The sequence below is a fragment of the Synechococcus sp. EJ6-Ellesmere genome, assembly GCF_024345875.1.
GTDB classification, from domain to species: Bacteria; Cyanobacteriota; Cyanobacteriia; order PCC-6307; family Cyanobiaceae; genus Regnicoccus_A; species Regnicoccus_A antarcticus.
This window is the reverse complement of the sequence record NZ_JAGQBY010000004.1, coordinates 23,008-40,675: the sequence shown is the minus strand read 5'-3', so window position 1 is coordinate 40,675 and position 17,668 is coordinate 23,008. Positions and strand designations below refer to the sequence as shown.

Sequence of the window (17,668 nt, the reverse complement as noted above, 5' to 3'; positions counted from 1 at the left end):
CTTGTCAAGCCGCTCCATACACTGCGACTGATCTTGAGGACCTGGCTCTGGCGATCCGCGGCGCTGTCCTGCCCCTGGCCCTGGCCGCGAACCGGCTCACCGAGAGCCTGCCCGCTGCGCTGGGGGCCCCGCTTCTGCAACGTCCGCGCTTCCAGGCCCTGCTGCTCGATCAGCTCGAGGCCCTGCCATGAGCGCTGCGATGGCGGATCTTGCTGAGGCCGCTGGCGAGCACCTGGGCACCGTGTATCTGGTGGGCGCAGGGCCGGGCGATCCCGAACTGATCACCCTCAAGGCCCAGCGCCTGCTGCAATGCTGCGATGCGCTCGTCTACGACTCCCTCGTACCCACGGCCCTGCTGGAGCTGCCCCCGGCGGGATGCGAGCGCCATTTCGTGGGCAAGAGCCGGGCACCCCATTCCGTGCCCCAGCCAAGCACCAATGCCGTGCTGGTGGACCTGGCCCGCCGCCACCGCACGATCGTGCGCCTGAAGGGCGGCGATCCCTTCCTGTTCGGCCGTGGCGGCGAGGAAGCGGCCCACCTGGCCAGCCATGGGGTGCCGGTGCAGGTGGTGCCTGGCGTCACCGCCGGCATCGCCGCACCCGCCTACGCGGGCATCCCGATCACCCACCGCAAGGCGGGCTCGAGCGTCACCTTCGTGACGGGCCATGAGGAGATCGACAAGGGGAGACCCGGGGTCGACTGGAGAGGCCTGGCCCGCAGCAGCGATGGGCTCGTGATCTACATGGGGCTGCACAATCTGCGCCGCATCTGCGATGAGCTGATCGCCGGCGAGCTGGCCTCAGACACTCCCGCAGCGGTGATCCAACAGGGGACCGTCAGCGGCCAGCGGCAGCTGGTGAGCACCCTGGGGGAGCTGGCTGATGCAGCAGAAGCCGAAGGCTACGGCTCCCCCTCGATTGTGGTGATCGGCCAGGTGGTGCTGGAGCGGGTGCCGGCCTGCGCGCCCCAACCGGCCGACGTGGAGATGCCGATCCCGTTCTGAGCAGGATTGGGGGGGGGTTGTTCGGCAAGCCGCCCCACGGGAGGTCACCCTGCTTTGTAACGTAATGTAAAAACAGGCCATGAACGACCCCCTTTCCCTCTCTCGCGAGTTCTCCACGGCAGTGCACTCCCGGGCGATCGACAACTGCAACGACATTGAGGAGCTGCGCCAGGTCGCCCAGACCCTGTTGCGTGCCTGGCAGATGCAGGCCGCCTTCACGGCCGATTACGGCGCCAAGCTGCTAAACATCAAGCCCCGCTGACGAACCCGCCCAAGACCTGAGGCCGGGATCACTCCAGCTGCAGCACTCCACGGGTGCGCTCACGCCGCTGCTGCTCCTGGGCCTCGAAACTGGCCATGCAGTTGCCCTTGGGCACCAGCAGGCAGCTCACATAGCTGGAGGCATCGATCAGAGCGGCGCGGATCGCCTTGGCAGCAGGAGTGCGCTGGGCCTCGGAGCTGTTGGAGCCGAAGCGCAGGGTGCCGGCAGCGCCGGTGAGCCCCTGGCCGGTCCGGCCCATGTTGGGGGCCAGGAAGAGCGCCAGACCGGCGGCAGGCAGCAGATTCACCCCGTTCTCCTGAGCAGCGGCGGTGTTGGTGGCCCTGCCCTCCACCGTGCGCTGACCCACCACCTCACCGGTGGTGCTGTCCACCACCCGCACATCGATCGCCACGTAGTCCTTGGTTTCCGCCTGCTGCTTGTTGGTGCCGAAGCCCAGCAGGCCGAAGTTACTGCCGGAGGTCTTGCTCTCGACGTTGGACTCGTAGGAACTGACCGTGCCGAGCACGATGTAGCGGGCCCCGGTCATCTGGCCCCGCTGGGCGGCATTGGCGTTCTTGCGAACGATGCCCAGCTCCGCGAGTTCCTGCTCTGAGAGCACCGCCTTGAGGTTGTTGCGCTCCACCACCTGGATGTCACCGGTGGCCTGGAGTTCATTGGAGAGCATGGCCGCCAGATCCGTGGCCACAGGTCCCTGCCACCACCAGGTCTGCTGGGTGACGGTGTTCTTGAAATCAGGCACCGAGACGGTGGGCCGGCCCGCGGGCCGTGGTTGCGCCTGGGCCGGAGCCGCAACCATGCCCAGGCCCAGTCCAGCGGCCAGGAGCAGGGGCATGGAGCGGACCGGCAGCCAGGCCAGGGGCGCCGCGGGGAGGGAGATCGGGCGATCGGACAAGGCGAAGCATTCCAGGGAGCATCCATTCAAACAACCATGGCCAGACCCGCCATGACCGGATCGGCTTCTGTCCGCAGGGGGCTGGTTCCGTAGCGTCCTGCACGTTGATGGGGACCGTGGTTCTGTTCAATGGAAAGACTTCACACCGCCAGGCCGTCAGGGCCGGCGGTTGCCGCCATGGCCGCATCCTTGCTCCGTAACAGTGAACAGAAAGGGCCCAGGCCCGCCCCGATGTTCGAGTTGATTCCCTATGAGAAGTTCCGCGACACCCCGGCGGTGCGCTTCTTCGACATCACGGTGCCCACCTCCAACGCCCGGGACCTGGTGGTGCACAGCGGCCCAGCCGTGAGCCCTCCCGACGACCCTGAAACCGGCGCCTGGCAGTTCTATCTCCATCCCCACCAGGAGGACAACCTGCTGGCGATGCATGGCGGCCGCACCTTCTTCCTGGTGAATCTGGGCTGGAACTACCCCTTCCACATCGTGCGCCTCGACACCGGCGGCGACATCCTGCGCATCCCCCCCGGCACCTTCCACCGCTCGGTTTCGGATCCTGACGGCTCTCTGGTGCTCAACCAGGCCGTGCGCGAGGAGGGTGTCTCACTGGTGCGTGAGTTTCACGTCTACAACAGCCATCGCATTCCTCGGCTGTTCGCCGTCACCAGCCAGACGGCACCGCTGCCGAAGCTTCATGGGGTGAGCTGGTAGGTCGAGATTCTGCGGTGCTAATCGTCGTCGCGTTTGCCGCGGCCACCTTTGTTGTAGTAAGGCTGCTGCTGCCGGTATCGCTGGCCGTAGGTGTCGTTGTACCAGCTGTCCTGCACGAAATAAACGGGCCTGTTGCAGGCTCCATACCGCTGGCAATGTTTTCCCCAGTTCTTGGCTTGTCCGGGCGGCACCCGTAGATAGATCGGTTGAACAGTCCTACCCCTACCCCAGGTCCCATAGCCGGGCTGAATGATCACCGGCTGCGGGTAGAGCAACTGGTTCAGGCCGATGCCGTTGGGATTAACAGGTCCGTAATACCCCGGCTGACCAAGCTGGATTGTGACTCCCACCTGAGCCTGGGCGGGGACCGCACTCAGGCCCGTTGCCAGGCCAGCGAGCAAAATAATTGGTGCAAGGCTCTGTCGTAGGCCTTTTCATGGTTCCCCAGCTGCATCGGCATCAGCTCCATCGTGGCCAGAACCCATGTCTGAACCATGTACGGGCGGGTTACGGGTTCCACGGGGATGTGACCAGATCGGACCCTGGCTGTCTGCGGCAGCCTGGATTGGACAGGCGGGGTATGGGGGTCGCGAGGATCGAACTCGCCTCAGGCGGATTATGAGCCCGCTGCATTCACCAGATTGCTAGACCCCCAGGCTGATCCGCCTGCCTCACCACAGGCCACGCACCGGTTGGCGTGCGGGAGCACTCTCAACGGGGAGTGCCACCGGAAAGTAGTTGGCCCCCGGCTGGGCCGCTTCCACTGGCACCGTGGTGGGGGCCACTTGCAGGCTGGAGGAGAAGATCGAGGGCAGGTCGGCGTCGCGAAACGGCATCGGTGCGCTCTGCTCTTCCAGCAGGGCGGCCGTGGTGTTGCCGATGGCCGAGGAATCCCAGACGATGGCCTGCTCGGGGAAGCCGAACCCCATCACGCGGTTGCCCTGGGGACCGCCCATGGCGATGCCGAGGATGTCGGTGATCTGGTTGGTGAGGCTCACCCCGCGGGCATAGGTGGAGCGCCAGGTGTAGGCACGCTGCACAAAGAGTTCCGCCGTGGTCTGAACCTCACCGCAGCGGGTGACTTCCACCGGGGCACTGGGCGGCTGGGTGCTGTTGCCGGTGCCGGCCAGGGGAGCCTCGAGGGTGGTGGTGCAGATCACCGGGCCCGCCTGGGCGGGGATGGGGGGAAGGAGAGCCAGTGCGCCGCCGGCCAGGGCACCAACAACGATGGCCACCCCAGGGGCCCGTTGAAGCCGGCCGGCGAAGGGGACGGCGGCTGAGGACATGGCTTTGCGGCAGTTCATGGCGCAGGAGGCCGGCTGGGCAGAGGGATGGGCATCACAGCCAGATCATCGCGCAAAGTAGGTGGAAAGGCCGTGTTCTGCCAGGGGCCTTGGCCGGAGCGCCGCCGCCTCCCCCCGCTCTGTCTCCGCTGCGATGCCACTGACTCCCATTCCCGACACAGCCCAGGGGCGCCGCCAGGTGCTGCTGGAGCTGCTGGCCACCAGGGCCTACCGGCACGGCCAGTTCACCCTGGCGTCGGGCCGCAGCAGCGACCACTACGTGAACTGCAAGCCGGTGAGCCTCAGCGGCTACGGCCTGGCCTTGCTGGCCATGGCCATGCTGGAGCAGGTGGAAGAGGAAGCCGCGGCCGTGGCCGGCCTCACCCTCGGAGCTGATCCCCTGGTGAGTGGCGTGGCCATGGCGGCGGCCCAGGCGGGGCTGCCCCTCGACGCCCTGATCGTGCGAAAGCAGGCCAAGGGGCACGGCACCGGCGCCTGGCTGGAGGGCCCCTTGCCCGCCGCAGAATCCCGCATCACGGTGCTGGAAGACGTGGTGACCACGGGCGGTTCCTCGCTCAAGGCCGTGGAGCAGCTGCGCCAGGCCGGCTACGTGGTGGAGCGGGTGGTCACGATCGTTGATCGCCAGGAGGGGGGGCTTGACGCCATGACGGCGGCGGGCCTGGAGCTGCGCAGCCTCTTCCTGCTCGATGAGATCGCCACCGCGGCGCGGACTTTGCAAGGGTGAGCCCATCGCTGAGCCCGCCATGGACCTGAACCGCTCCACCCCCTCAGGCCCCTGGGACTGGCGGCCCGCCAGTCCCAGCCGCTGGGAGCAGCCCGTGAGTCTGATCCGCCTCGACGGCCCCGACAGCCTGCGCTTCCTCCATGGCCAGAGCAGCCAGGATCTGGAGCGTGCCCAGCCCGGCCAGTGCCTGGCCACCTGCTGCCTCACACCCACCGCCCGCCTGCGCGGCCTGGCCGAGGTGCTGGTCGACGCCAAAGGTGCCTGGCTGGTGATCACCGCCGGCGACGGGGCCGTCATCCATCAGGCCCTCGACCGGGTGCTCTTCCCCGCCGATCAGGTGACCCTGGGACCACTGCTGGCCGGAACACTGATCATCCTGGAGGGAGCCGGCGCCATGGCGGAGCCCGCCATGGGCTGGCAGTTGCCCGGCCATCGGCTGGTGCTCAGGGATGGGGAGTGCCTCCCTGCCGAGCTCGAGGCCATCCCGGCCCTGGGGCCGATCGAGGCCGAGCACTGGCGCCTCAGCCAGGGGCGGCCTCTGGCCCCCAACGAAATCAGTGACGAGGTGAACCCCTTCGAACTCGGGCTCGCTGATCGGGTCAGCCTCAGCAAGGGCTGCTACGTGGGCCAGGAAACCCTGGCCAAGCTGGCCACTTATGACGGCGTCAAGCAGCAGCTGCGCCGCTGGTGCTGGGCGGAACCGGCCCCCACAGCTGCTCGCGCGGACACCGCCAGCGACGTTCAGCGACCGGTGGTGGGTGCGGTGCTGCGCACTCCCGGCGGTGAGCGGGCCGGACGGATCACCTCCAGCCTGCGGCTGAACGCTGGCGCCGATGGCTCCAGCGTCTGGCTGGGGCTGGCCCTGGTGCGGCGTCAGGCGCTGGAGGAGCCACTGCTGGTAACCGGCGAGGGGATCACCCTGGAGATCTCCATCCCCACGGAAGTGGTGGCGCCACCGGTGGGAGCAGGGGGCGCGACGTCCTGAGCCAGCAGCCAGCTGGCCACCGCCCAGGTGGCCAGGCCGTCGTCGTGGTTGTAGCGAAAGATCCGGCGCAGGCCATGGAGGCTGCCCCTGCCCGCCGGGGTGCCATCCCCCCGCCACTGGCGCCACCAGAGCAGGCAGCGGGCACCATCGACCCCTTTCTGGCTCCAGGCAAAGCCCAGCCAGCCGGCCACCGCCTTGAGGCCATAGCTGTTCACCGGCAGCAGCCAGTGGCGCCGCAGCCGCTGATGCAGGTCTACCAGGCGCTGACGCAGGGCTGCCAGCTCCCGCTCGCTGGCCCCCTGGCGCTGGGCCAGGCGCACCAGGGCAATCGATTCGGTTTCGCCGTAATGGAGCAGGGGCCAGTCGGGCGGCGTGGCCGCCAGCAGCCGGCGCAGGCGTTGCCAGAGCCTGGCCTCACCGTGCTCATGCAGCGCCAGCAGGGGCCGGTAGCGGCCGACATCGGCCGCCCGGCCGTCGGGCCAGCGGCCATCGGCCGCCCGCTCGATGCGCAGGAAACCGTGCAGAAAGTCGTCGCGGGCGTCGGGGTCGGATTCGATGTCGTACACGAGCACCCCACCGGCGGTGGCCAGCTCGGGCAGGGCTGTGTCCGCCTTTTGCGGCTCCACCGGCAGGCGCAGGGGTTCCCCCCGCTGCTGGACGCGGGCCTGGGCCACCAGCCGCGCCGCCACCTCGCGGTGCTGCTCCCCGTGCACCTCCAGCGCATCGGCCAGGGCCTCGGGATCAGCCGCGGCCAGGGCACTGAGCTGGGGCAGACCCAGCTCGATCAGCAACTCACGCCGCTTGGCGCCGATGCCGCTCACCTCACTGAGGTGGCCGTGCGCGGCCGCCTCGCGATCGCAGAGGCCGCGCCAGGAGCAGAGCACGCATTTCTTGCGGTCGCTCACCAGGGGGGGTGGCTGAAGGCGCTCCAGGTCCGCCGCCACTTTGGGCAGGGCCTCATCGAGCTGGCGCTGCAGCCCCTCCCCGAGCGCCAGCCGTTCCCGCTCGAGCCGCCCGGGGCCTGTCGCCAACACCAGCCCATGACTGACCGGCCCCTGCTGCCACCCCGAAAGCAGCTGCCCCCACAACCCCATCACCAGCCGGTGCTCACGGGTGAGGCGGCGGCCCTGGCGGGCCATCACGGGCTGGTAGGCATAGGCGCCCCAGCGGCTCTCGCCGCTGATGCGGCGCAGCAGCGGCGGATGGGCCTCCAGCTCAAGGCCTGCGGGACCCCGGCCCCGCAGGCGCACGCCCACCACCGCCGGGGCTCCACCGGCGCAGGCGGCCTCTCCGCCAAGCGGCCGCTGCTCCAGCAAGCTCACGAAACAGCGCTGCTGGTCGTCGAGCTGAAGGGCCCGGTGGGCGCTCCACAGCCGCTGCCCCGGATCCCCATGGCGATCGAGCCAGGCCCGGCGCCGACAGCGCAGCCAGCTGCGCAGCAACCGGTCGGTCACCAGCCGGTTGGACGGTTCAGCGGGCATGGGGGCAGGCTACGGCGGGCAGTGGTCTGCCGCCAGGCCGGCACCTGCTCCAACCCAGGCCAGCCGGACTGCTGCTACGAGCTACTCAACCCCGCTGCTCCCATGGCTTCTGCCCCCCTGCCCCTGGAGCCCAGTCCCATCCGTTTCGGCACCGACGGCTGGCGCGGCATCCTCGGCGTCGATGTGACCCTGGAGCGCCTGCTGGTGGTGGCTGCGGCCGCGGCTCGCGAACTGGAGCGCGCCGCCCCGGCTGAACTCACAAGCCGCGAGGTGGTGATCGGCTACGACCGCCGTTTCCTGGCACCGGAGCTGGCCGAAGCCATCGCCAGCGCCGTGCGCGGGGCCGATCTCGAGCCGCTGCTCACGGATTCAGCCGTGCCCACACCCGCCTGCAGCTGGGCGGTGGTGGAGCGGCGCGCCCTCGGGGCCCTGGTGATCACCGCCAGCCACAATCCCCCCGAATGGATCGGCCTGAAGATCAAGGGTCATTTCGGCGGCTCGGTGGAGGAGGCCTTCACCGCCGCTGTGGAGAAGCGCCTGGAGGCTGGGGGCATCACCGTGCCGATTCCCGGCGACACGCCACGCTTCGATGGCTGGGATGGCTACCTGAAGGGCCTGCGCCAGCTGGTGGATACCAGCGCCCTGCGCCGGGGGCTCGAGACCATGGGGCTGCGGGTGATCGTCGATCCCATGCACGGTTCTGCGGCCGGGGGGCTGCCGGCCCTGCTGGGGGGAAGCTCAGGGACCAGTGAAGGAGCCGCGGACGGGTCCGGCGAGGGCTGCATCGAGGAGATCCGCTCCTGGCGTGATCCGCTCTTCGGCGGCCACCCGCCCGAGCCCCTGGCGCCCTACCTGCAGGAGCTGATCGCCGCGGTGCGGGCCAGCGGCGAGGCCGGCCGGCCGGCGGTGGGCATCGTCTTCGATGGCGACGGCGACCGCATCGCCGCCATCGATGAGCAGGGCCGCTACTGCAGCACCCAGCTGCTGATGCCCCTGCTGATCGATCACCTGGCCAGGGCCCGGACCCTGCCGGGCGCCGTGGTCAAGACCGTGAGCGGCTCCGACCTGATGCAACTGGTGGCGGAGGGCCTGGGCCGACCGGTGATCGAGAAGCCCGTGGGCTTCAAGTACATCGCCAGCGAGATGATCGCCGGTGGGGTGCTGGTGGGCGGCGAGGAATCGGGCGGGGTGGGTTTCGGCCTGCACCTGCCCGAGCGGGATGCCCTGTTCGCCGCCCTGCTGGTGCTGGAGGCCCTGGTGGAGGGCGGCCTGCCCCTGGGGGAGCGCCTCGATCGGCTGCAGGCCGCCCATGGCGGGGCCAGCGCCTACGACCGGCTCGACCTGCGCCTGAAGGACATGGCCAGCCGGGAGCGGCTGGAGTGCCAGCTGGCCCAGGAGCCCCCCACCAGCGTGGCCGGCTGGCCGGTGCAGGAGGTGGTGAGCACCGACGGGGTGAAGCTGCGCCTTGGCGACAGCCACTGGCTGATGCTGCGCTTCTCGGGCACCGAACCGCTGCTGCGCCTCTACAGCGAGGCCCCGAGCGGGGAGCGGGTGAGCGAGATCCTGGCTTGGGCACGCCAGTTCGCGGAAGCGGCATGAACGCCCCCGGCCCGTGGCCCGCCCGGAAGGTGCTGGTGATCGCCAGCGGCAACGCTGGCAAGCTCAGGGAATTCACGGCCCTGCTGGCCACGGCGGGCCCGGAGCTGGACCTGGAGGTGCGCAGCCAGCCCCAGGGCCTGGAGGTGGAGGAAACCGGCGACAGCTTTGCCGCCAACGCCCGTCTCAAAGCCGAAGCCGTGGCGCGGATCACGGGCCACTGGGCGCTGGCCGATGATTCGGGGCTGAGTGTGGACGCCCTCGGCGGAGCACCCGGCATCCACTCCGCCCGCTATGCCTCCACCGACCCCGAGCGCATCACCCGCTTGCTGCAGGCCCTGGAGGGGGAACCCAACCGTGGGGCCCGGTTCACGGCAGCCCTGGCCCTGGCAGACCCCAGCGGCCAGACGGTGCTGGAGGTGGAGGGCGTCTGCACGGGTGAGATCCTCAAGGCCCCCTGCGGGGAGGGCGGCTTCGGTTACGACCCGGTGTTCCTGGTACCCGAAACGGGCCTGAGCTTTGCCCAGATGACGCCCGAGCTGAAGCGGCGCGTAGGCCATCGCGGCCGTGCCCTGGAAGCCCTGCTGCCGCCCCTGCAGAGGCTGTTCGCCGACTCGTGAAGGAACACGGGGGGCTGACGCGGGTCCTGGCGACGGCTGCCGGAAGCCTGCTCACCCTGAAGATGATGTCCCCTTTGGCGCCCGCCATGGCCAGCCAGCCCCTCCCCTCCTGGCGGGACGGTGCCACCAGGTCACGGATCCTGGCCTTCGTCGCCAGCGTCAGCCAGCCGGGGGGAGAGAGCTATCGGCCGCCCGAGGAGCGCATCGCCGTCTTCGACAACGACGGCACGCTCTGGTCGGAGCAGCCGATGTACGTGCAGCTGGCCTTTGCGATCGAGCGGGCCCGCGCCATGGTGGCCCAGCAGCCCGAGCTCGCCACCAATCCGATCATCGCCGCGGCGGCGGCGGCGGGTAACGGTGAAGCCGTACTCACCATGGGCATCAAGGGTCTGCTGGATCTGGTGGGGATCACCCATGCCGGCATGAGCACCGACGTGTTCCGCGACCTTGTGCGCGAGTGGCTGGACAGCGCCTGCCACCCGACCCTGCAGCGGCCTTACACCGCCCTGACCTACCAACCGATGCGGGAGCTGCTCGAGCACCTGCGTGCCCATGGTTTCCGCACCTACCTCGTTTCGGCCGGCGGCGTGGAGTTCATGCGGGTGTTCGCCGAGGAGGCCTACGGAATCCCGCCGGAACAGGTGATCGGCTCCAGCGTCGGCACCACCTACGCCATCCGCAGTGGCTTGCCGGTGATCCTGCGCCAGAGCGAGGTGCAGGCAGTCGCCGATCGGGCCATGAAGCCGGTCCTGATCGAGCAGCTGATCGGCCGCAGGCCGATCGCCGCCTTCGGCAACTCCGACGGTGATCTGGAGATGCTGGAGTGGACCACCAGCCTGCCGGGGCCCCGCCTGGGCGTGATCGTTCACCACGACGACCCCGAGCGGGAGGTGGCCTACGACCGCCAATCCGCCTTCGGCTATCTCGATCGGGCCTTGAGCGAAGCCCCGCGGCAGGGCTGGACGGTGGTGAGCATGCGCGACGACTGGGCCAGGGTGTTCGCGGCTCCTTCAGGGTCAGCAGGATCCGAGGGGGAGGCGGTCAACCGCTGTGCCGTGCCCCCGGGCCAGGACGGCGGGGCTGAACCGACCGGAGAGCGTGGCACTGGGGAGCTCCCCGAACAACCGGCGGTAATCCCGGGCGAAGTGCCCCGGATTGAGGAAGCCCCAGGAGGCCGCCAACCCTGAGATCGTGACCGCCCCAGGCGCTGCTTCCAGCAGCCCACGGCGAACACCATGGAGCCGCTGAAGCTTGAAATAAGCCATCGGCCCCAGGCCGAGGTGCTCCTTGAACCCCAGGATCAGGCTGCGTCGTCCGACATACGCCTGACGGCAGAGGCCATCCAGGCTGATCGGCTCAAGGGGGTGCTCCTCCACCCACTGTTGCAACTGCTTGACCATTTGGATCCGTGCCGGCGGGCTGTCGGTCACGCCCCGCAGCCTGAGGCCTTGCTCCAGCGCATCAACGAGCAGAGGCAACAGACCACCACCAGCTGCCTCCGGTGCCGATGGCGACACGACCGGCACTGAGGGTGTCTCTGCCTGGAGGGGCAACAGCTTGAGCAACCAGCGCTGGAGCTGCGTGCGACTGTCGACATCGATGGGCAGGCAATTGCAGCGGAAGGGCGCCGCTTCCAGATCACGGTCACCCTGGCCGCTGCTCCAGCGCGTCAGGGTGCTGGGGGTCAGCATCACCACCGCCAGATCCATCTGCTCAGGAGTGGAGAGGTGGACCTCCGCCCGGGGGTCGAGACCGAACAGCACATCGGGGCCGATGGTGGTGCCGTGGGCCCGCAGAGGGGCGCCGCCGCCGGAAGGCGGAAGGTTCAGACAGACCAGGCGTTGATCCAGGGGCTTGGATCCAGCCACGTGCAGACAACGGTTGGCCTGGAGCCGCAGCAAGCGCAGTGGCCCGAGCCGGCGGATGACGAGGCTGCCGCTGAGACGGCCGTTGGAGAGCTGGAGCAGACGCACATCCAGCCCCGCCTCCTGCAGCTGAGTTTCCAGTTGCTCAACAGCCTCGAACCTGTGGAGCGGAGCCATCGCCGCTTGCACTTTCTGAGTGGCCCCACCCTGCCATGGGCGGCATGTTGTGAGTGAGTTCCTCACTGGGCCGGAGCTGGACACACCTCCAGCACCAGACCCGCAGCCAACACAGGCCCCACCTCCCATGCCCAACGGAAAGCCCAACGTCCTGATCCTCTGGGGCGACGACATCGGCCAGAGCAACCTCAGCTGCTACAGCGATGGGCTGATGGGGTACCAGACCCCCAACATCGACCGGGTGGCAAAGGAGGGGGCCCGCTTCATCCACTACTACGCCGAGCAGAGCTGCACCGCCGGCCGGGCTGCCTTCATCTCCGGCCAGAGCGTGTTCCGCACCGGCCTCAGCAAGGTGGGCCTGCCCGGCGCCAAGGTGGGCTACCAGGACGAGGATCCCACGATTGCCGAGCTGCTCAAGCCCCAGGGCTACCGCACGGGTCAGTTCGGCAAGAACCACTTCGGGGATCGGGATGAATACCTGCCCACGATGCACGGCTTCGACGAATTCTTCGGCAACCTGTATCACCTCAATGCCGAGGAAGAGCCGGAACTGCGCGACTATCCCCCCGAAGCTGACTATCCCAACTTCAAGAAGAACTTCGGACCCCGCGGCGTGTTGCACTGCTGGGCCAATGGCGACGGCACCCAGCGCATCGAGAACACGGGCCCGCTCACCAGGAAGCGGATGGAGACGGCCGACGAGGAGTTCATGAAGGAGGCCAAGCGCTTCATCACCGATGCGGTGGCCTCCGGCGAGCCGTTCTTCGTGTGGTTCAACACCACCCACATGCACTTCCGCACACACGCACGGCCCCAGGACATTGGCCAGTCAGGGCGGTGGCAGTCGGAGTATCACGACGTGATGATTTATCACGACAACTGCATCGGTGAGATGCTCGATCTGCTCGATGAGCTGGGCATCAGCGATGACACGATCGTGATGTACAGCACCGACAACGGCCCCCATATGAACAGCTGGCCCGATGCCGGCATGACCCCCTTCCGCAACGAGAAGAACTCCAACTGGGAAGGGGCCTACCGGGTGCCGTGCATGGTGCGCTGGCCCGGCCACATTGAACCCGGCACCCTGCTCACCGGCATCGTCAGCCATCTCGACTGGCTACCGACGATCCTGGCGGCAGCCGGCGAATCGGAGATCAAGCAGAAGTGTCTGGAGGGGTATCAGGTGGGCAACAAGACTTTCAAGGTGCACCTGGATGGCTACAACATGCTCGACTACTGGACCGGCAAGACCGATAAAAGTCCGCGCATCGATTTCTTCTACTTCTCCGACGACGGCGATCTCACCGCCCTGCGCTATGACAACTGGAAATTCGTGTTCATGGAGCAGCGCTGCGCCGGCACGCTGCAGATCTGGGCTGAACCCTTCACGGAGTTGCGTGTTCCCAAAATCTTCAACCTGCTCACCGACCCCTACGAGCGGGCCGACATCACCTCCAACACCTACTGGGATTGGATGCTCGACCATGTCTTCCTGCTGGTTCCCGCTCAAGCGAGGGTGGCCCAGGCCCTGGAGACCCTGAAGGACTTCCCGCCCCGCCAGAAGGCGGCCAGCTTCACGGTGAGCGATGCAATCAAGAAGATGACGGCCACCCTCGGCAGCTCCTGAGGATCAGATGTCGTCTGCTCCAGCGTCCATGGCCCAGACTGACCGCCCTCCAGGGCGCCCGCCGGCGCGGGACATGGTCTGGATCCCGGCCGGCAGCTTTCTGATGGGCTCCGATGATCACTACCCTGAAGAATCCCCAGCCCACCGGGTGGTGGTGGAGGGCTTCTGGATCGACCGCTCACCGGTCACCAACGCCCAGTTCCGCAAGTTCGTGAAGGCCACGGGTCACGTGACCCTGGCCGAGCGGCCGGCGGATCCGGCGGCCTACCCCGACGCCCTGCCGGAGCTGTTGGCTCCGTCATCGATCGTGTTCGTACCTCCGCCCGGGCCCATCAGCACGGGCGATCCCTACCGCTGGTGGCAGTACCTGCAGGGGGCCAACTGGCGCCACCCGGAAGGCCCGGGCAGCTCGATCAAGAGCCGCGACCACCATCCCGTGGTGCATGTGGCCCATGAGGATGCCCTGGCGTACGCCGCCTGGGCCGGCAAGGCCTTGCCCAGCGAAGCCGAGTGGGAGCGGGCCGCCCGGGGCGGAGTGGAGGGGGCTGAGTTCGCCTGGGGGGAGGAGCTCCATCCGGGCGGCCGGCCGATGGCCAACACCTTTCAGGGGGACTTCCCCCACCACAACAGCCTGCTCGACGGCTGGGAGCGCACCTCGCCGGTGGGCAGCTTCCCGCCCAACGGCTACGGCCTGCTCGACATGATCGGCAATGTCTGGGAGTGGACCGACGACTGGTACGCCGGCCACGGCGCCACGGTGGCGGCCCATAAGCAGGCCGGGGGCTGCTGCACGATCGAGTCCCCCCGCGGTGCCTCGCGGCTGGAGAGCATCGACACCGCCTCCCAGCACGGCACCATCCCGCGCAAGGTGGTCAAGGGCGGCTCGTTTCTCTGCGCTCCCAGTTACTGCCGCCGCTACCGCCCTGCCGCCCGCATGGCCCAGGGCATCGACACCTCCACCTGCCACATGGGCTTCCGTTGCATCGTGAGGAGCTGAACCGTGCCTGCTGTCCTCTTCAAGGAGGTGCTCGAGCTGGTCGCCGGGGGGTTGCGACTGTTGCTGGAAGGCGTCTCCGTTATCTGTGTGGCCATCGGCTTCCTTGTCACAATGCGTCAGAGCCTTCGCCCGCGTCGCAACGGCCAATCTCATGGACGGCCTTTCAACAGCACCCGGCTCACTTTCGGCAGCTGGCTGTCGATGGCGCTGGAATTTCAACTGGCGGCCGACATCGTCGCCACCACCACCGCACCCTCGAATGAGAATCTGATCAAACTGGCAGTGGTGGCTGTGATTCGAACCTTTCTCAACGTCTTTCTCGGCCGCGAGGTGGAAGCCGAACAGAAGCTGGAGGATGCCCAACGCCAGCAGATGGCCAACCTTGCCACCACGTCACACTGATGGGCAATCTCAACAACGAACTGGCCAAGGAGCGCAACCGGGCCGCCGCCGAGCGCACGATGATGGCCTGGATTCGCACCTGCCTGTCGCTGATCAGTTTTGGTTTCGGCCTTGACAAAATCATCGGTGCGATCAACCGCAGCCGCTTTGATGGCAGTGCCCATGCCAGCCTGAGTGTGCGTCTTGTGGCGATCGGTTTCGTGCTGATCGGCATCCTGGCGATGGCGGCGGCCACCCGGCAACACCTGCGCACGCTCAAGCTGATCCGCCGCGACGACTTCGTCTATGTCGATCAGCGCTCGATCACCGTCTTCACAGCCATTGCCCTCACGATCATCGGCATTGTGGCCTTTGCCCTGCTGGTAACGGGTATCCCCGTCGGTTAACTCCCATGCCCCAATCTGCAGCGCTATTGGTCACGGCCACCATCGTGACACTCATGTTCAGCCTTGGACTCGGGCTGAAGAACTACCCGTTCGTGCTGCTCAGAGACCGCCCCGCCTTTCTCTGGCGCGTGGTGCTCGGCACCTGCCTGTTGGTGCCCCTGGCCGGGCTGGTGCTGGTGTTGCTGCCCTTGCAAGGGGTGCTGACACGCCCTGCCTGGGCAGCCATGGCCCTGATGCTGGCGTGTCCCAGCGCCCCGCTCATCCTCTTCCGGGTGCGCAGCAGTGGCGGCACGGCTGAGCTCGCGGCGCGGCTGCAGATCGCGGCGGCGCTGCTGGCCATCGTCACCATTCCCCTGATGGCCATCGTGTTCAAGGCCAGCGTCGCCCTCAACGGGTGGGAGATCGACGGGTGGGAGATCCACCCGGCCCAGGTGGCGATGCAGGTGCTGCAGGTGCAGGTGCTGCCCGTGAGCGCCGGCGTGCTGCTGGGGCAGTGGCAGCCGCAGCTGGCCCAGCGTTGCAGCCGTGCTCTCGGTGCCCTGGCCACCCTGCTGCTGATGCTGATGCTGGTGGCTCTGCTGGTGCTGAGCGGCAGGCAGCTGGTGCCCTTCCTCCAGCAGAACCTGCTGGCCCTGGCCGCGATGGCCGGCCTCAGCGTGTTCAGCCTGGCGATCGGCTATGGCCTGGCCGGACGGGATCCGCTGGAGAGTCGAACGGTGGCGCTGGTGACGGGGATGCGCAACACGGGCCTGGCGGCTCAACTGGCCCTGACCTATCAACCAGGGATGCCTGAGCTGATTCCCGGAATCCTCTCCTATGTGTTGATCACGGTCATCATCTCCACCCTGTTTCTGAAATGGCAGCAGCGTGAGATCGCCGAATCCGCCTGAGTCTTCGGATCATCAGAGCTGTTCATTCGCACCATGGCCCAGTTTCCTGCCTCTCTTCTGCCCAGCGGTTATCGGCGTGGACTGGGGCAGGCGGATCTGGCGGCCGGACTGACCGCCGCCGCGGTGGTGCTGCCCAAGGCGATGGCCTACGCCACGATCGCCGGCCTGCCAGTGCAGGTGGGTCTATATACGGCCCTGGTGCCGATGGCGGTGTACGCCCTGCTGGGCAGCTCCAGACCCCTGAGCGTGAGCACCACCACCACCCTGGCGATCCTGGTGGGCAGCGAGCTGAACCGGCTCTCGCCCTTGGGTGATCCGAGCGCCCTGGTGGCGGCCAGCACCACCCTGGCCCTGCTGGTGGGCACCATGCTCTGCGGCGCCGCCCTGCTGCGGCTCGGTTTCATCGCCAACTTCATCTCCGAATCGGTGCTGGTGGGCTTCAAGTCCGGCATCGGTCTGGTGATCGTCGTGGATCAGCTGCCCAAGCTGCTGGGGCTGCATGGGGAGAAGGAAGGCTTCTTCCGCGACCTCGCTGCGCTGCTGGTTGGGATCCCGCAGGCGTCGCTGGCCACGGTGCTGCTCTCGGCCGCTCTGTTCGGCCTGCTCTTCGGCCTGAAGCGTCGTCTGCCGTCGGTATCGGCGCCGCTGGTGGTGGTGGCCGTTGCGATCGCCGGTTGTGCCCTGCTGGGGCTCGATCGCTTCGGCGTGGAGCTGGTGGGCGCCGTGCCCAGGGGGCTGCCTTCCCTGAGTTTGCCCCGACTGGATCTGCTCGGCGGTCTCTGGCCAGGGGCGGCTGGCATCGCCATGATGAGTTTCACGGAAAGCATCGCCGCAGCGCGGGCCTTCCGCGCCAGCGATGAACCTTCTCCGCAACCCGACCGGGAGCTGCTGGCCCTCGGCCTGGCCAACATCGGCGGGGGCTTGTTCGGAGCGATGGCGGCAGGCGGCGGCACCACCCAGACGGCGGTGAACCGCCAGGCCGGGGCCCGCAGTCAGATGGCGGAGCTGGTCACGGCAGGAGCCGCGCTGGCCACCCTGCTGCTGCTCGCTCCCTTGATCGCGCTGATGCCCCTGGCGGCCCTGGCGGTGGTGGTGATCGTCTATTCGTTCGAATTAATCGCCCCGGGCGAATTCCTGGCGATCCGCCGTGTCCGACACATCGAATTCCGCTGGGCGCTGGTGGCCTTCCTGGGGGTGGTGTTCCTGGGCACCCTCAAAGGCATCCTCGTGGCCGTGATCCTCTCCCTGCTGGCCCTGGTTCAGCAGGAGGTGAACCCACCGGTGTATGCCATCGGCCGCAAGCGCGGCACCGATGTGTTCCGGCCGCTCTCAGCCAGGCATCCCCGCGATGAGACCTGGCCGGGGCTGCTGCTGCTCCGGGCCGAGGGGCGCCTGTTCTTCGCCAATGCCCATGGGGTGCTCCAGCGGATGCGCGCGGAGATCACCCAGCACCAGCCAAGGGTGGTGGTGCTGGATGGCAGCGCCGTGATCGACATCGAATACTCCGCCCTCAAAGTGATCACGGAAGCGGAGCGGCGCCTGGATCGGCAGGGAATCTCCCTCTGGCTGGCGGGATTGAACCCCACGGTGCTGGAGGTGATCCGTCGATCGGAGCTGGGGGAACGGCTGGGGAAAGAGCGGATGCACCGCAACATCGAGCGTGCAGTGGAGCATTACCTCGCCGCGGGGCTGGATCAGCAGGCCTGAGCGACGAGGACCAACCGC

19 protein-coding genes, 1 tRNA gene and 1 pseudogene are annotated in these 17,668 nt (G+C 67.9%); 15 read left to right on the top strand and 6 right to left on the bottom strand.

Annotated elements, in window-relative coordinates; genetic code table 11:
• The 3 genes from KBY78_RS00935 to KBY78_RS00925 form a co-directional block, all read left to right on the top strand.
• The coding region (locus tag KBY78_RS00935; RefSeq protein ID WP_255141938.1) for a hypothetical protein at positions 1 to 191 on the top strand (191 nt) is incomplete at its 5' end.
• On the top strand, positions 188 to 1,003 hold the full coding sequence (cobA, locus tag KBY78_RS00930) for a uroporphyrinogen-III C-methyltransferase (RefSeq protein ID WP_255141937.1): 816 nt from the start codon (positions 188 to 190) through the stop codon (positions 1,001 to 1,003). The genes KBY78_RS00935 and cobA, both read left to right, overlap by 4 nt.
• 79 nt (positions 1,004 to 1,082) lie before the next feature.
• The gene (locus KBY78_RS00925) at positions 1,083 to 1,265 is read left to right on the top strand and encodes a hypothetical protein (protein ID WP_006173157.1); all 183 of its coding nucleotides are present in this window, start codon (positions 1,083 to 1,085) and stop codon (positions 1,263 to 1,265) included.
• A gap of 28 nt (positions 1,266 to 1,293) precedes the next feature.
• Here the strand turns inward: KBY78_RS00925 and KBY78_RS00920 are convergent, their stop codons facing one another.
• Positions 1,294 to 2,178, bottom strand: coding sequence for a CsgG/HfaB family protein (locus KBY78_RS00920; protein WP_037981139.1), 885 nt, complete (start codon positions 2,176 to 2,178; stop codon positions 1,294 to 1,296).
• 231 nt (positions 2,179 to 2,409) lie between these two features.
• On the opposite strand from KBY78_RS00920, the gene KBY78_RS00915 reads away from it, so the two are divergent.
• Complete coding sequence (locus KBY78_RS00915) at positions 2,410 to 2,886, top strand: hypothetical protein (protein ID WP_006173155.1); 477 nt, start codon at positions 2,410 to 2,412, stop codon at positions 2,884 to 2,886.
• Positions 2,887 to 2,903: 17 nt separating this feature from the next.
• Here the strand turns inward: KBY78_RS00915 and KBY78_RS00910 are convergent, their stop codons facing one another.
• From KBY78_RS00910 to KBY78_RS00900, 3 genes are all read right to left on the bottom strand, one after another.
• Positions 2,904 to 3,287 (bottom strand): hypothetical protein, encoded by a 384-nt coding sequence (locus KBY78_RS00910; RefSeq protein WP_006173154.1) that lies wholly within the window; start codon positions 3,285 to 3,287, stop codon positions 2,904 to 2,906.
• Between the two features lie 180 nt (positions 3,288 to 3,467).
• Positions 3,468 to 3,540, bottom strand: a tRNA-Ile gene (locus KBY78_RS00905).
• A gap of 17 nt (positions 3,541 to 3,557) precedes the next feature.
• Entirely contained in the window at positions 3,558 to 4,190 is a 633-nt protein-coding gene (locus tag KBY78_RS00900) for an occludin/ELL family protein (RefSeq protein ID WP_255141936.1), read from the bottom strand.
• A gap of 133 nt (positions 4,191 to 4,323) precedes the next feature.
• Between KBY78_RS00900 and pyrE the strand changes: the two genes are divergently transcribed.
• Complete coding sequence (gene pyrE / locus KBY78_RS00895) at positions 4,324 to 4,914, top strand: orotate phosphoribosyltransferase (RefSeq protein ID WP_399215058.1); 591 nt, start codon at positions 4,324 to 4,326, stop codon at positions 4,912 to 4,914.
• 19 nt (positions 4,915 to 4,933) lie between these two features.
• Positions 4,934 to 5,899, top strand: a complete 966-nt coding sequence (locus tag KBY78_RS00890; RefSeq protein ID WP_255141935.1) for a folate-binding protein YgfZ — start codon at positions 4,934 to 4,936, stop codon at positions 5,897 to 5,899.
• Here KBY78_RS00890 and KBY78_RS00885 read toward each other — a convergent pair.
• On the bottom strand, positions 5,788 to 7,380 hold the full coding sequence (locus KBY78_RS00885) for a TM0106 family RecB-like putative nuclease (protein WP_255141934.1): 1,593 nt from the start codon (positions 7,378 to 7,380) through the stop codon (positions 5,788 to 5,790). The two genes, KBY78_RS00890 and KBY78_RS00885, sit on opposite strands and share 112 nt — an antisense overlap.
• A 102-nt stretch (positions 7,381 to 7,482) precedes the next feature.
• Between KBY78_RS00885 and KBY78_RS00880 the strand changes: the two genes are divergently transcribed.
• From KBY78_RS00880 to KBY78_RS00870, 3 genes are all read left to right on the top strand, one after another.
• Entirely contained in the window at positions 7,483 to 8,979 is a 1,497-nt protein-coding gene (locus tag KBY78_RS00880) for a phosphoglucomutase/phosphomannomutase family protein (RefSeq protein WP_255141933.1), read from the top strand.
• Entirely contained in the window at positions 8,976 to 9,596 is a 621-nt protein-coding gene (rdgB, locus tag KBY78_RS00875) for an RdgB/HAM1 family non-canonical purine NTP pyrophosphatase (protein ID WP_255141932.1), read from the top strand. The genes KBY78_RS00880 and rdgB overlap by 4 nt, the downstream gene beginning before the upstream one ends.
• An 86-nt stretch (positions 9,597 to 9,682) precedes the next feature.
• Positions 9,683 to 10,783, top strand: a complete 1,101-nt coding sequence (locus KBY78_RS00870; RefSeq protein WP_255141931.1) for an HAD family phosphatase — start codon at positions 9,683 to 9,685, stop codon at positions 10,781 to 10,783.
• Here KBY78_RS00870 and KBY78_RS00865 read toward each other — a convergent pair.
• A pseudogene (locus KBY78_RS00865) lies at positions 10,751 to 10,996 on the bottom strand (AraC family transcriptional regulator); the annotation flags it as partial. The gene KBY78_RS00870 and the pseudogene KBY78_RS00865 sit on opposite strands and share 33 nt — an antisense overlap.
• Before the next feature lie 769 nt (positions 10,997 to 11,765).
• Here KBY78_RS00865 and KBY78_RS00860 point away from each other — a divergent pair.
• From KBY78_RS00860 to KBY78_RS00835, 6 genes are read left to right on the top strand one after another with little or no spacing between them, the layout of a single operon-like run.
• Complete coding sequence (locus KBY78_RS00860; RefSeq protein WP_255141930.1) at positions 11,766 to 13,268, top strand: arylsulfatase; 1,503 nt, start codon at positions 11,766 to 11,768, stop codon at positions 13,266 to 13,268.
• Between the two features lie 28 nt (positions 13,269 to 13,296).
• Positions 13,297 to 14,265 carry a formylglycine-generating enzyme family protein gene (locus KBY78_RS00855; protein WP_255141929.1) on the top strand — a complete coding sequence of 323 codons (969 nt, stop codon included), beginning with the start codon at positions 13,297 to 13,299 and terminating at the stop codon, positions 14,263 to 14,265.
• A 3-nt stretch (positions 14,266 to 14,268) separates the two neighbouring features.
• Complete coding sequence (locus tag KBY78_RS00850) at positions 14,269 to 14,667, top strand: DUF1622 domain-containing protein (protein ID WP_255141928.1); 399 nt, start codon at positions 14,269 to 14,271, stop codon at positions 14,665 to 14,667.
• Complete coding sequence (locus tag KBY78_RS00845) at positions 14,667 to 15,053, top strand: YidH family protein (protein ID WP_006173142.1); 387 nt, start codon at positions 14,667 to 14,669, stop codon at positions 15,051 to 15,053. Before KBY78_RS00850 ends, KBY78_RS00845 begins: the two co-directional genes overlap by 1 nt.
• 5 nt (positions 15,054 to 15,058) lie before the next feature.
• Entirely contained in the window at positions 15,059 to 15,943 is an 885-nt protein-coding gene (locus KBY78_RS00840) for a bile acid:sodium symporter family protein (protein WP_255141927.1), read from the top strand.
• 33 nt (positions 15,944 to 15,976) lie between these two features.
• A complete protein-coding gene (locus tag KBY78_RS00835) occupies positions 15,977 to 17,650 on the top strand; it encodes a SulP family inorganic anion transporter (protein WP_255141926.1) in 1,674 nt (557 codons plus the stop codon).
• The last annotated feature ends 18 nt before the right edge of the window (positions 17,651 to 17,668 follow it).

Bases quoted from the DNA above. Each gene is read 5' to 3' on its own strand.
- cobA (WP_255141937.1), top strand. From the start codon at position 188: ATGAGCGCTGCGATGGCGGATCTTGCTGAGGCCGCTGGCGAGCACCTG.
- KBY78_RS00925 (WP_006173157.1), top strand. From the start codon at position 1,083: ATGAACGACCCCCTTTCCCTCTCTCGCGAGTTCTCCACGGCAGTGCAC.
- KBY78_RS00915 (WP_006173155.1), top strand. From the start codon at position 2,410: ATGTTCGAGTTGATTCCCTATGAGAAGTTCCGCGACACCCCGGCGGTG.
- KBY78_RS00900 (WP_255141936.1), bottom strand. From the start codon at position 4,190: ATGAACTGCCGCAAAGCCATGTCCTCAGCCGCCGTCCCCTTCGCCGGC.
- pyrE (WP_399215058.1), top strand. From the start codon at position 4,324: ATGCCACTGACTCCCATTCCCGACACAGCCCAGGGGCGCCGCCAGGTG.
- KBY78_RS00890 (WP_255141935.1), top strand. From the start codon at position 4,934: ATGGACCTGAACCGCTCCACCCCCTCAGGCCCCTGGGACTGGCGGCCC.
- KBY78_RS00885 (WP_255141934.1), bottom strand. From the start codon at position 7,380: ATGCCCGCTGAACCGTCCAACCGGCTGGTGACCGACCGGTTGCTGCGC.
- KBY78_RS00880 (WP_255141933.1), top strand. From the start codon at position 7,483: ATGGCTTCTGCCCCCCTGCCCCTGGAGCCCAGTCCCATCCGTTTCGGC.
- rdgB (WP_255141932.1), top strand. From the start codon at position 8,976: ATGAACGCCCCCGGCCCGTGGCCCGCCCGGAAGGTGCTGGTGATCGCC.
- KBY78_RS00870 (WP_255141931.1), top strand. From the start codon at position 9,683: ATGGCCAGCCAGCCCCTCCCCTCCTGGCGGGACGGTGCCACCAGGTCA.
- KBY78_RS00860 (WP_255141930.1), top strand. From the start codon at position 11,766: ATGCCCAACGGAAAGCCCAACGTCCTGATCCTCTGGGGCGACGACATC.
- KBY78_RS00855 (WP_255141929.1), top strand. From the start codon at position 13,297: ATGGCCCAGACTGACCGCCCTCCAGGGCGCCCGCCGGCGCGGGACATG.
- KBY78_RS00845 (WP_006173142.1), top strand. From the start codon at position 14,667: ATGGGCAATCTCAACAACGAACTGGCCAAGGAGCGCAACCGGGCCGCC.
- KBY78_RS00840 (WP_255141927.1), top strand. From the start codon at position 15,059: ATGCCCCAATCTGCAGCGCTATTGGTCACGGCCACCATCGTGACACTC.
- KBY78_RS00835 (WP_255141926.1), top strand. From the start codon at position 15,977: ATGGCCCAGTTTCCTGCCTCTCTTCTGCCCAGCGGTTATCGGCGTGGA.